At 52.8% G+C, this 12310-nt stretch carries 11 protein-coding genes; 10 read left to right on the forward strand and 1 reads right to left on the reverse strand.

Translation table 11 applies throughout. The features are described 5' to 3' along the window. Positions 1-46 precede the first annotated feature (46 nt). The gene (locus tag H6M51_RS23845; protein WP_210314926.1) at positions 47-370 is read right to left on the reverse strand and encodes a transposase; all 324 of its coding nucleotides are present in this window, start codon (positions 368-370) and stop codon (positions 47-49) included. A 549-nt stretch (positions 371-919) separates the two neighbouring features. Here H6M51_RS23845 and H6M51_RS23850 point away from each other — a divergent pair. The 10 genes from H6M51_RS23850 (at position 920) to H6M51_RS23895 (ending at position 12229) form a co-directional block, all read left to right on the forward strand. Further along, on the forward strand, positions 920-1621 hold the full coding sequence (locus tag H6M51_RS23850) for a sugar transferase (protein WP_185812262.1): 702 nt from the start codon (positions 920-922) through the stop codon (positions 1619-1621). Between the two features lie 117 nt (positions 1622-1738). Further along, positions 1739-2722, forward strand: a complete 984-nt coding sequence (locus H6M51_RS23855; RefSeq protein WP_185812263.1) for a UDP-glucuronic acid decarboxylase family protein — start codon at positions 1739-1741, stop codon at positions 2720-2722. Next, a complete protein-coding gene (locus H6M51_RS23860; RefSeq protein ID WP_185812264.1) occupies positions 2719-4065 on the forward strand; it encodes a UDP-glucose/GDP-mannose dehydrogenase family protein in 1347 nt (448 codons plus the stop codon). Before H6M51_RS23855 ends, H6M51_RS23860 begins: the two co-directional genes overlap by 4 nt. Positions 4066-4451: 386 nt before the next feature. Next, positions 4452-5528 carry a glycosyltransferase family 4 protein gene (locus H6M51_RS23865; protein ID WP_185812265.1) on the forward strand — a complete coding sequence of 359 codons (1077 nt, stop codon included), beginning with the start codon at positions 4452-4454 and terminating at the stop codon, positions 5526-5528. Beyond that, complete coding sequence (locus H6M51_RS23870) at positions 5525-6655, forward strand: glycosyltransferase (protein ID WP_185812266.1); 1131 nt, start codon at positions 5525-5527, stop codon at positions 6653-6655. Before H6M51_RS23865 ends, H6M51_RS23870 begins: the two co-directional genes overlap by 4 nt. After that, complete coding sequence (locus H6M51_RS23875) at positions 6652-7500, forward strand: WecB/TagA/CpsF family glycosyltransferase (RefSeq protein WP_185812267.1); 849 nt, start codon at positions 6652-6654, stop codon at positions 7498-7500. Before H6M51_RS23870 ends, H6M51_RS23875 begins: the two co-directional genes overlap by 4 nt. 5 nt (positions 7501-7505) lie before the next feature. Further along, a complete protein-coding gene (locus H6M51_RS23880; protein WP_185812268.1) occupies positions 7506-8606 on the forward strand; it encodes a glycosyltransferase in 1101 nt (366 codons plus the stop codon). Positions 8607-8614: 8 nt separating this feature from the next. Further along, positions 8615-9901, forward strand: coding sequence for an O-antigen ligase (locus tag H6M51_RS23885; protein WP_185812269.1), 1287 nt, complete (start codon positions 8615-8617; stop codon positions 9899-9901). After that, a complete protein-coding gene (locus H6M51_RS23890; RefSeq protein ID WP_185812270.1) occupies positions 9888-10715 on the forward strand; it encodes a glycosyltransferase family A protein in 828 nt (275 codons plus the stop codon). Before H6M51_RS23885 ends, H6M51_RS23890 begins: the two co-directional genes overlap by 14 nt. Beyond that, positions 10712-12229, forward strand: a complete 1518-nt coding sequence (locus tag H6M51_RS23895) for a lipopolysaccharide biosynthesis protein (RefSeq protein ID WP_185812271.1) — start codon at positions 10712-10714, stop codon at positions 12227-12229. The genes H6M51_RS23890 and H6M51_RS23895 overlap by 4 nt, the downstream gene beginning before the upstream one ends. Positions 12230-12310: the final 81 nt, after the last annotated feature.

Raw genomic sequence — 12310 nt, forward strand, 5'->3', positions numbered from 1 at the left:
CTGTTCCCGGCATCTAAGCCGAAGTCAGGCAGAAATTCCACTTATCCTAGCTGTGCAGATTTCCCGAGCCAGTTCTTTCTTCCCAAAGGATCAGCAGTGTCACGCCTGGCTTCTTCAGCTCGATCGAAAGTTCAGCCCAGTCAGGCTCCTTCCTTCGCCGCTGCCCCTGCTTGACCCCAGCGCGGGCGAAAAGACGATGTTCAAGCGCATCGTCGGTCAGCTCTCCGGGCAAGGGCCAGGTCAAACCCGCCAGCGCCGCCCGCTTCAGATTATCCTGCACCGTGCTGCGAGCAACGCCCAGCACCACCGCGATCTCGCGGAAGCTTGTTCCGCTTCCGGCAAGCCGGAGCATCTGTCGTAATTGTCTCATGGTCAGCCTTCTCTTTGCCGGCATCAAACTCTCCTCGTGTACCGGGAGGCTTGATGCCAAAGTTGCTGACCCAAGGGATATCGTTAGAGCCGAGAACCGGCCGGTAATTGATTGGAATAGTGGCCGGCTTTAAATCGGAACGGTGGCCGGCAATTAATCGGAATGCCGGCCGGCTTCAGATCGGAATCCGCAAGCTCATCGTGCTGGCAAACGCACTGATCCGGACAAATCGAAAATGGGAGCCAAAACCCACTTGATCACAACGGATACTCTAACGCCGATAAACCGATCATCACAGATGCCGATTGCCACATACCAGTCTTTCTGGAGCTTCAGCGGTTCAGCGACCTTTTCTGGGGGTGGATCACGGAAGATCTAGAAATGGTAAGGCATTTGATGTTTACAAACAATTAACCGCCATGTTGCGGTGCGGCAAGTTTCGTGCTTAAGTTAACCAAAAGTAAATGCGCTGCGTGACAGCACCCTGCCTTTCCTCTAAGACAGGCCCAGATTATGAGTTCAGAACCCTGAAAGGGATATGGGGACTTTATGTCGTACCAATTCAGTGTAGCGCGTGAGATTAACAATGGCTGGGGAGCATCGAACAGTACAGATGTTAAACTGCCTTCAACAAATAAAATTAAAGTAAATCATTTCATTGCAAAGCGAGTTGTCGATGCTTTCATAGCGTTCACGGCACTTGTCTTTCTCATGCCTTTTCTTTTGGTCGTCGCAGCTCTGATAAAGATCGACAGCAAAGGGCCTGCACTCTTCTCTCAGCGGCGCTGGGGTAAGGACGGCAAAATAATACTGGTATACAAGTTTCGCTCGATGCGCACTGATCTATGTGATGCGACTGGCGTGCAGCAGACAACGAAGAGCGATCCGCGTGTTACTCGTTTCGGCGCTATATTGCGACGCACCAATATTGATGAGTTGCCGCAACTCTGGAACGTTCTGGTCGGGGATATGTCCATCGTTGGGCCACGTTGCCATCCGATAGGTATGCTCGCGGCTGGCATGCCTTATGAATCGCTTGTCCCAAGTTATCATGATCGTCATGTTATGCGTCCGGGGCTAACCGGGCTTGCCCAGGTGCGCGGTTTGCGCGGACCGACCGATCGTCCATCAAAGGCCAAGGCGCGCATTGCTTGCGATCTTTATTACGTCGACAATTTTTCGATCTGGCTTGATTTCAAGATTTTGGCCTCCACGATTTGGACGGAGTTTCGCGGAGGTACCGGCTTCTAATCTCTTCAATTTTGAACTCCACGGATGAGCAAACCGCTCAAGCCGTGAAAAACTAGCAGCCCGTTGCAGTGCCTGTGAGCGGGAGTCCCACGTGACTGTCGGAAACGAGATAATTCAATGAAAAGTGTATTGGTGACAGGTGGCGCAGGGTTCCTCGGAAGTCACCTATGCGAACGCTTGCTGGATTTGGGCGCAAGAGTAACCTGCCTAGACAATTTCTATACCGGTTCTCACTCAAACGTTGCTCATCTTGTGAGGCGCAACGGATTCTGTATTGTTGAGCAATGCGTTGCACAAAAAGCCTTTGGCGAGTTTGATGAGATTTATAATCTAGCTTCTCCCGCCTCTCCTCCACATTATCAGGCTGACCCGATCTATACCTTTAAGACCAACATTATCGGCACGATGAACATGTTGGAGTTGGCGCGCCGCTGCGACGCAAAAATTCTCCAGGCATCAACATCTGAGATCTACGGCGATCCCCTGGTGCACCCTCAGAGGGAAGACTATTGGGGAAACGTGAATACTACTGGTATTCGCTCATGTTACGATGAGGGAAAGCGGGGCGCAGAGACTTTGGTGTATGACTATCAACGCACTTACGGACTGAACGTCCGGCTTGTACGTATATTCAACACCTATGGTCCAGGTATGAATCCGGAAGACGGCCGGGTGGTATCGAACTTCATAACTCAGGCGCTGCGCGGTGAGGATCTTACGATCTATGGTGATGGGCTGCAGACTCGCTCATTTTGCTATAGGGATGACTTGATCGAGGGTATGATTAGGCTTATGGACGCGCCGGACACTGTTAGCTTCCCAGTAAACATAGGGAACCCAACTGAATTCACTGTTAAAGAATTAGCAGAGTTAGTCCTCGAATTGACCGAATCATCGTCACGGCTTGTCAACATGCCGCTCCCCCAGGATGATCCGTTACAACGTTGCCCCGACATTTCTCGTGCGAAGAAGTATCTTGACTGGCAACCAGAAGTCCAGTTGCGGGAAGGCCTGCTCAAGTCAATCGCGTACTTCCGCCAATTCATAGTGCCGGCGGAGTCCAAATCAGCGCCGGCATCAAAAGTGGAGTTTCGCTCATGAAGATTGTCGTTATTGGTTCGGGCTATGTAGGACTCGTTGCGGGCGCTTGTTTCGCCGCACTTGGACACAATGTAGTTTGCGTAGACAACAACTCTGCAAAGATTAGAGCTCTTCGTGATGGAGCTATGCCTATCTATGAACCGGGACTTGATGTCTTGGTTGTAGAGAACGTAGAAGTGGCACGACTCGAGTTCACAGAAGATCTGCGCGAAGCGTTGATTGGTGCGGATGCTGCATTCATTGCGGTTGGTACCCCTCCCCGACCGACTGACGGTCACGCCGATATGAAGTATGTCTATGCCGTAGCTCGAGACATAGCTGAACAAGCCTCGGGCGACCTCGTTGTTGTCAATAAGTCGACGGTTCCAGTCGGAACCGGGGATGAGGTAGAGCGCTTGCTCCAAGCTGCAAACCGACCCTTCCGGTTCTCAGTTGTATCTAACCCCGAATTTCTTCGGGAGGGGGTAGCAATTGACGACTTTATGACACCGGATCGTATTGTAATTGGCAGTGAAGACGACTGGGCCAAGGACGTCGTGTCGGCCGTCTACAACCTGCCGGGATTCGAGAACACTCCCATACTCCATACGTCGCGACGATCTGCAGAATTGCTGAAATATGCCGCCAACGCATTCTTGGCGATGAAGATCACCTTCATAAACGAGATCGCAGACCTTTGCGAAGCTGTCGGCGGCGACGTGAGGGATGTGGCGAGAGGAATAGGAATGGATAGCCGCATTGGCATCAAGTTTCTCAACACTGGGCCGGGATATGGAGGATCCTGCTTTCCTAAGGATACATTGGCCATCTCCAAGACAGCACGTGACTATCGCATACAACTCCGAACAATTGAGACTGTGATCCAAGTCAACGAGAACCGCAAGCGTGCTATGGCACTTCGTATTGTTGACGCCTGCGGAGGCAATGTGCGGGGCAAGACGATCGCAGTCCTTGGCCTAGCTTTCAAGGCAGACACCGATGATATGCGCGACAGCCCTTCTATTCCACTAATTCAAGCCCTTCAAGATTTTGGTGCGCATGTACGAGCCTATGATCCTGAAGCGATGGAAAATTCAAAGAAACTTCTGACCGATCTCGATTACTGCTCGGATGCTTATGAGGCAGCTGATAAGGCACATGCAGTGGTGATACTCACGGAATGGAACGAATTCAAAAACCTTAACCTAAAACAGCTCCGTGCACGTACCTCGGGCCGCTTGCTGGTCGATCTGCGAAATCTCTATACCGAGGATGAGGTGACAGCAGCCGATTTTGACTATTGGTGCATCGGTCGCAGCGCTGCAAACCGACCCTTTAAAAAACAATATCTAGCCGCAGAGTGAATTCCGCATCCCCAGTACTGCAAGCCTACCCTTTCGATACCAGTGTGGCCAAATGAAATCTGGTTCGACTACTACTCAAGACGATTTTTGTAAAAGAATGTCGAATGTCGGGAGCAAGTCGAATTGAAAGCCGAAGTTAATCTAGGTGTTTTGAGCTTCCAGTGATTTCTCAATCCTTCCTGTAGCAGTGGCGAGGTGCGGGAAAAGTGGCGCCTATGCGCGGACGTAGAGGATCATGCAACTTCTTATGCTTCGTCGTGCTCTCGATCTATTTGCCATAGGAGCGTCGATGCTTTCAGAAGCTATTTTGACGGCTTTGGAATGGCCGGCCATGCGAAAGGAGAAGTATGATTTCTGTTTGTCTACAACCATGAGAACCAAGTTGCATGAGGATACTCTCAATAGTTACCCAGCTAGAAAGCGGCGGTGCACAAACAGTAGCTCTACAGCTACATAGGGCCTTCTTGGACCGAGGTCATGAATCGAAACTAATTTTCCTCTATGAGAAAGACACAGCCGCTTTTCCTCGGCGGGACTACGAGTCTGTACTTCCTCATCGCGTCCGGTCTCCAGTAGACTCGACACGGCTGCTTTTCAAGCTGTGGTCCAGTTGGCAGCGGTATTCCCCGCAGGTAGTAATCGCCCATTCGCATTATTCTAACAATCTCGCTGCAATGATGAAAGCAGTTGGCCTTAGTGGAAAGCTGTTTCCGGTGCATCACAACGTCTATGAAAGCTATCCGAGGGTTTCTCGGCTGTTGGATATTGTTGCGCGCCGGCTGAGGCTTTACCAACGCGAGATAGCTGTCTCAGATGCGGTAAGTGACTCGTTGCGCCGTGATGCCCCGCTTGCCGATGCAGTGACAATTTTAAATGGTCTGAAGTTGGCACCGTCAACGATGGGACGCAACGCGGCGCGGGTGTCATTTGGCCTGCCCGAACACGGTTTCCTCATTGGCAATATCGGCCGACTTGCTGAACAAAAGAACCAGGGGTTCCTCGTCGATCTGCTACCCGAGATCGATGGGGCTCACGTTGCGATACTCGGAGAAGGCCACCTTCGTGACGCGCTTTTAGAGCGGGCGGAGCGCTTAGGAGTCGCCAATCGCCTAACTCTTGTCGGGGCGGTCGTGCATGAGCGAGTTCCGGATTTCTTGAGGGCGCTCGATGTTTTTGCGATGCCATCGCTGTTCGAGGGGCTAAGCATTGCCATGCTGGAGGCATTTGTAGCTGGTGTTCCGTTCGTCGGGCATGATGTGAGGTCAATTGCCGCTGTGACTGCGGATAGCGCCGGCCTAGTTCTACCGCTCGATCATCACGCCTGGATCACTGCGCTGCGGCGGATTCGTGACGATGAAGAGTATGCCAGACATATGAGCAATCGACAAATTCTGAGAGCTGGAGATTTCACGCTTGATGCTATGACTGACCGCTATCTAGCGCTTTTAGGAGTTCAGTCATGACAAAACGCCCGCTGCGCTTTGCGCTACTACTAAACAATTTCAATGGGGGTGGTGGAGAACGGGCGCATGTTATGTTGGCCAACGGGCTGGCCGAAATAGGCCATGATGTGGAGATGATCGTCGTAAACAGCTCCGGTCCGTGCAAAAACCTGCTATCATCTAAGGTGAGGATTACCGATCTGGGGGCGCGGCGCGCTGTGCTCGCCGCGCCGGCACTGGTCCGCGCGTTGCGCAAAAGCGCGCCAGACGTGCTAATTTCGGCTATGGTTATCGCCAACGTGCTGGCGGCACTGGCAGGGCTAGTGTTGCGCAACCTGCCAATGGTCGCCATCGAACATGGCGACATGAACGAGACGTACCAGTCCGACAAGCGCAAGCTCGCCGCGCTTCTGGGGTATCGACTGGCGCCTCACCTCTATGGTCGATTCGCTCGGATATACTGCGTGGACGCCAGTAGCCTGATATCCGTCGCCGCCTTCACCCGTCGTAGCGATCTGCCGCTGAGCGTAATGCCCAATGCAGTGATCGGGGCCGACGCGGATGCTCGGATGGCGGCACCAACCAAGCATCACTTCTTCGATGAAGCGTTGCCGGTGCTTGTCAATGTCGGCAGATTGTCGGACCAGAAGAATCAGGCCTTGCTGCTCGAGGCTTTTGCCGAGGTGACCAAAAAGACACCAGCGCGACTTATAGTTTTAGGGGAAGGTCCGCTGCGCCAGACTCTAGAGGCAAAGCGCGACGAGCTTGGTCTGCAGGACAGTGTCGATCTGCCAGGTTTCGTAGATCCTTTTCCCTATTTGGCACGCGCAGCAGGCTTCATATTAAGTTCGAAATGGGAAGCTCTGCCGACAGTGGTGATAGAGGCGCTCTATTGCGGGTGCCGAGTCGTGGTCACTAAGGCCTCAATGGGAACGCTGGAATTAGTTGGCTATGGCCGCTTCGGACGAATCGCCAGGGAGCCGACAGTGCCGATCCTAGCATCGGAAATCGAAGCGATCCTATCCGACAACACCGACCGCAGCGCTCTAAGGCGGCAGGGCGCTCGTTACGGATTTCAAGCCGTCGCGAACCAATATGCTGATGATGTATGCAAGATCTTGAGCAAAACGGAAGGTAGTGCCACGTGACTTACACACAGTTGAGCCACGGCGGAACGAGCCGGGTTTCCGGTATTCGTCGCTTCTGGATTGCCGGCCTGCCTGTAGATACGGTGGGACGAGATGAAATACTAGGCTTGTTCGAGCATGCCGTAACACGCCAGGCGCCGTTCGTATTAGCTAACCTCAATCTGCATGGCCTCTACTGCGCGCTCACGACCGCCCCCATGGCGGCTTTGCTGCAAAGCGAAAACACCATCGTTCATATTGATGGTACTCCTATACTGTGGGCCGCCCGTCTTGCAGGGGTCGACATCCCGCCTGTCGCCCGGAACACTCATATCGACCTCATTCCACAACTGTTGGAACTGTGCGCAGCACGCGGTTGGCTGGTGGTTATTGTTAACTCCGACACTGCGGGAGCCAGCCAGAACCAGAGGGCGCTTGAGACGCTCGTGTCAGACCTCAAGATCGTCGCACTTAGTGGTTCATTTGATGATAACGATATGAGCGAAGACTCGGCACAGAAGAAAACAATTGAACAGATTCGCATGCTGCGACCAGCATTGCTGCTGGTTGGACTAGGCATGCCGAAGCAGGAGGCTTGGATTGCGCAGGTTCGCGATCTTCTCGAGATCCCAATGATCATGCCAGTGGGCGGATTCGCCGATTACTTTACGGGAAGAGCGAAAACGCCACCCCGCTTCCTAGGGCCTCTGGGTCTAGAATGGGCGTACCGCTTGATCCACGCTCCCCGCCGCCTCGGCTTCCGCTACTTGATCGAGCCCATTCTACTTTTGGGGCTGCTCGTGAAGGCGTTCATAACGGGCACAAAATGGGGCCGGCAGCGTGGTGGAGACGGGATGTGGGAGTGACGCGAATGCGAATTCTGTTAATTTACTGGGATCTGACCATGGGCGGCGTGCAACACATGACCACCAAGATGGCCAACGAGCTTTCGGCGAGGGGACACGAAGTAACTATAGCCGTCGCCTTCCGCGCGCCACTCGAGGAGCCCTATTCCATAGACCCTAGTGTGCGAGTTGTAGATTTCGACACGACGCGGGTCAGACATTTTTTTCTGTCACTACGAAAACTGATGCAGCTAAATCGTTTCGATGTGATGTTTAGTGCTACCACAGTACCAAATATGGTAGCTGTTCTAGCGCGCTTAACCTCTTTTACACGGTCACCGCTCGTTGTTTCGGAAAGGGACAATCCTAAAGAAGGGTTCAAAGCTCTTAAGTCTCGCTCGGAGCGGCTTGTATGGCGGCTGAAGCCGCTACTCTATCGGGGCGCCAGCCAGATCGTCTGCGTTTCCACGCCACTGGCTGATGCACTTGCTCATTTCACTGGTATACCCAGAGAAAAAATCCAAGTCATCCACAATCCAGCCGAACCAGAGGGTGATTTCGTCAACTCATCAGTCCCCCATCCGTGGCTAGCTGAAAGCTCTGAAATCCCTGTTGTCATCGCGGCCGGACGTATGCACCCGCAGAAGGACTTTCCGATGTTGGTGACATCTTTTGCGGCCCTCCTCAAGAGACGCCAAGCGCGACTGATAATTCTAGGCGATGGCCCTGAGCGGGCTAACGTTGAGGCAGCTATCACCGGATGTGGCATTTGGGACAACGTCCTGCTTCCCGGAACGCAGAAAGACATCATGCCGTGGCTGGTTCATGCCGATCTATTTGTAATGTCGTCACTTTTCGAAGGGTTCGGCAATGTTCTCGTACAGGCACTAGCGGCCGGTTTGCGCATCGTGTCCACCGATTGTCCGGATGGGCCGTCGGAAGTTCTCGAAGGCGGCCGCTACGGCCGGCTGACGCCAGTTGGGGATGTCGGGGCTATGGCAACGGCGATGGATGAGGCCTTAGGCGAAGTGCGAGACAGCCTACGGCAAGTATCCCGGGCTCGAGATTTTTCTGTCAGCACTATTGTCGGGCGATACGAAAAGCTGTTTCAGAGCTTGGGAGATTAGAACCTTAGATGCGGAATACATTGGTCTCGAATGCAGCTCCTCGAAAAGGCAAGATTAGTTGGAACTCGTTTCTACTGTTTGTAATATTGTTTTTCTGGGGATATTCCATCCCGACACCGTTTGATTCCGAGACCAGGGCGGCTAGTGATGTAGGCGATCCGTTGTTTCGGCCATTGCTGCTGTTCATCTTGGGGACCGTCTTTTTATTGATAGTTTTCAGATTGTCATTATTGCTACAGGGAGCAAAAAAAGCAGCGCTTTGGTTATTGCTAGGTGCGTGGGCTCTGTTATCCACTGGATGGTCCGTAAGCCCGGGCGATACATGGATAGCTGCAATAAACATGCTTGCAGTTATCCTCGTTACCTCTTACTTGGCTACTGTGCTCGACTACCAAAAAACATCCGACGTGGTGTGTGTGGCTTTGATCGGCCTTTGCGTGGTGTCCATTCTGATGGGATTGTTCCAGCCACAGTACGGCACGATGACATCTTCCAAATTCGCCGGCCTCCTGCGCGGAATCTACAGCCACAAGAACATACTGGCAGCTAACGTACTTGTACTTCTGACGTGGACCCTGGCTGCGGCCGGGTCGGGTTACCTGAAGGGGCGCCTCGTGCCCTTCGCGATTTCGCTTGGCTTCTTTACAATCGCTTGGGCAGGTTCCAGCACCGCCATAGCGGCCACTGCGATAGCCGTGTCGTTGGTCGTCGCGATTAAGTTTGCCTTAAAAGCCAGGTTATCTTTTTCCGCCATGATATTGATCATCTCGTTCCTCGTCACAGTTGGGGCCATTACACTACCGGCGGCGCTTGAAGTCATCTTAAGTCTATTCGGGAAGGATGCGACGTTCTCGGGGCGTGACGTCATATGGGTTTCGTACCTGGACCTCGGCGCACAACGACCGGGAATCGGTTACGGCTTCAACGCCATCTCCAAGATCGGTGTATTCGACTCGAGGCTTTTTACGGTTGATGGAAGAGCGGCTTCTGCTCATAATGCCTTTATTCAGATGTATGTTTCAATCGGCGCCCCTGCGACTATATTTTTTATATTGATTATATTATCGACTATATTGAGAGGAATTGGAAAAATAAAAGAGCGTTGTTGTGATGTATATTTCCTAATTGTATTTCCTACCATTTTCAGCGTGTACAGCTTCATGGAAGGAAGTGGCGGATTTTATTTTAGCACTGGCCTAATTCTCCTTATCATTTGTCACACGGGGAGTGCATGCAGAACTAGAGATTCGATCGACAAGCGCAGGGATCCGAGGGGGACTAATGTTAAAACGTAGGCTTAAGGAAGTTGGTCTGGCCACTTGGGTAAGGCTAAAGTGGTGGGTGGCTTTCCATGCACGTTCAGTCAGCCACAGGCCGACACCGGGGATTGTTATCTCGCTCACCTCGTTTCCACCCCGTTATCCAACATTGGGACTAACGCTTAAGTCCCTACTAATGCAGCGGGTACGTCCCGAAAAGGTGCTGCTGTGGATTGCAGCCAAAGATATGGCAGCGATCCCGGAAGAAATCCGCCAACTCGAGTCGAATGGATTGCAAATTTTGGAGTGCGAAGATTTCCGCTCATACAACAAATTCATCCATGCACTTCGATACTATCCCGACTATAAGATCGCGATTTGTGATGACGACACCTATTATCCGCCGCATTGGCTTGGCGATTTGCTGGAACCCGTAGCGGAAAATCAGATCGCCGGTCACCGCCTGCATTTGATACACTTGGATGAGCACAGTCAGCCGCTTCCCTATGGTGATTGGCTGCATGAGGGAGGGTGCCGGGAGCCTACGCCGCTTAATTTTCCGACAGGCGTGGGGGGGATATTGCTTGAAGCTAGAAAGTTTGCCCCGGAGGTAATCGACGCAGCAACTGCGCGACGGCTTTCTCCCACAGCAGATGATATGTGGCTGTATCTCATGGGTCGGCGTGCTGGGTGCGAATTTGTCAGAGTTGGAAAGCCCTTCGCACTGATCAGCTGGCGGTCTTCACAAGAGGTCGCGCTTTGGCAGACCAACAATACGGGCGAGCGGGCAAACGACCGCCAACTGCAAGCGCTTCTCATGCATTTCGGTGCTCAAGGCGTATTCGAATGACCGGAAATTCGAGGCCATCAAGGTCGGGCAAGCCGGTTACGGACCTGTTTGCTAAGGTTGATACGGCAACGCTGGATCGAACCAGCGGTCGAAGCGCTGTTGTTATACTCGTGGCCCGGCTGGCCAATTTGATAATCACGTTGCTTGCTCAGTCGGTACTCGGCCGTCTTATCATGCCTGCGGATTATGGCATTTACGCTATGGGCATGACTGTCCTGAGCTTCCTACTCATCTTCCGCGAATTTGGCCTGCAGACGGCCGGAATGCAGAAGCAGGAGCTTAGCCGGGAAGATGCAAGCTTTCTATTCTGGGCGAATCTGTTGATAATCTTGACGCTGGGCGCGTTAGGAGCCATCGCAGCCCCGGCAGCTGCAAAATTTTATGACTCGGAAACTGTTACTCCGGTAATAATGGCCATGATATTCGCTGCAATTGTTGGCGGCCTATCGGCCCAGCATTCAATGTTGCTACGTCGGCAGTACAAGTTTAACGTTATCGCTACGATAGACATATTTGCATTGATCTGCGGGGTTGTAGTGGGCGTAACCGTAGGATGGTGGCGACATGACGTGTGGGCCTTGGTCGCGATGTCGATGGTGCAGCAAATCATTGTAACTGTGCTGACATTTGCTACTGCGCGCTGGGTCCCCGGATCGATACGGTGGGAAGAAAGCTCGAGTTCGCTGCTTGGTTTTGGCGCAGGAGTCACGGCTGCAAACGTCTTATACTACGTGTCCAACAACATTGGCGCAATCATCATCGGTCGTTACTTGGGCGAGGCTCCGCTTGGACACTATAACCGTGCGCAACAGATCTACGCGATTCCATCCACGGTGATGTTCTCATCGGTTTACACTGTTGTTTTCGGGTCACTATCGCGGCTCAACGGCGACGCTGATGGATACCGCGCCTTTTACGTGGCGACGTTAAGGCGAGTTAGTCTGTTCTATATGATGCTGTCCGGTATTCTGATATTTGCGGGCGACGACGTCATCAGGGTGCTATTGGGTCCGAATTGGCAGACAGCCGGTGAGATGCTGAAGATCTTCTCCATAGCGCTGGTGGGGTCCGGAATGGCGCAAACTAGTGGCATGCTCTACCAAAGTCAGGCGCGCATTCGCGAATTCCAAGTTTGGAGTGTCATCGATTGCAGCATACGCGTCGCAGCCATTTTGATAGGCTCCTTCTGGGGGATTTATGGCTTTGCCTTTGGTTTCGCCATTTCAACCACCTTTATTACCGCACCAACTTCGCTGTGGTTTGTAGGTCGTCGAGGGCCGGTGTCATTTCGCGACCAAATCGTTGCAATCGCGCCCAGTGCGATCGTCTTCTTACTCGCACTGGGCGGGGCGGGAGCGGGTCATTGGTTGACGCGTGGGTTGGACGCCGGGATCATACCGCTTTTGGCTGAGTGCGGTGGTGGGGCAATGGCGGTCATCGCCATAGGTTCTGTGCTGCCGACAACGCGAAAGACACTGATTGAAATCATTGTCACCTTGAGGGCGCTTAAGTGATGTCAGAACTGGCTCGGGAAATCTGCACAGCTAGGATAAGTGGAATTTCTGCCTGACTTCGGCTTAGATGCCGGGAACAGG

The organism is Rhizobium sp. AQ_MP, assembly GCF_014237835.1.
Classification (GTDB): Bacteria; Pseudomonadota; Alphaproteobacteria; order Rhizobiales; family Rhizobiaceae; genus Allorhizobium.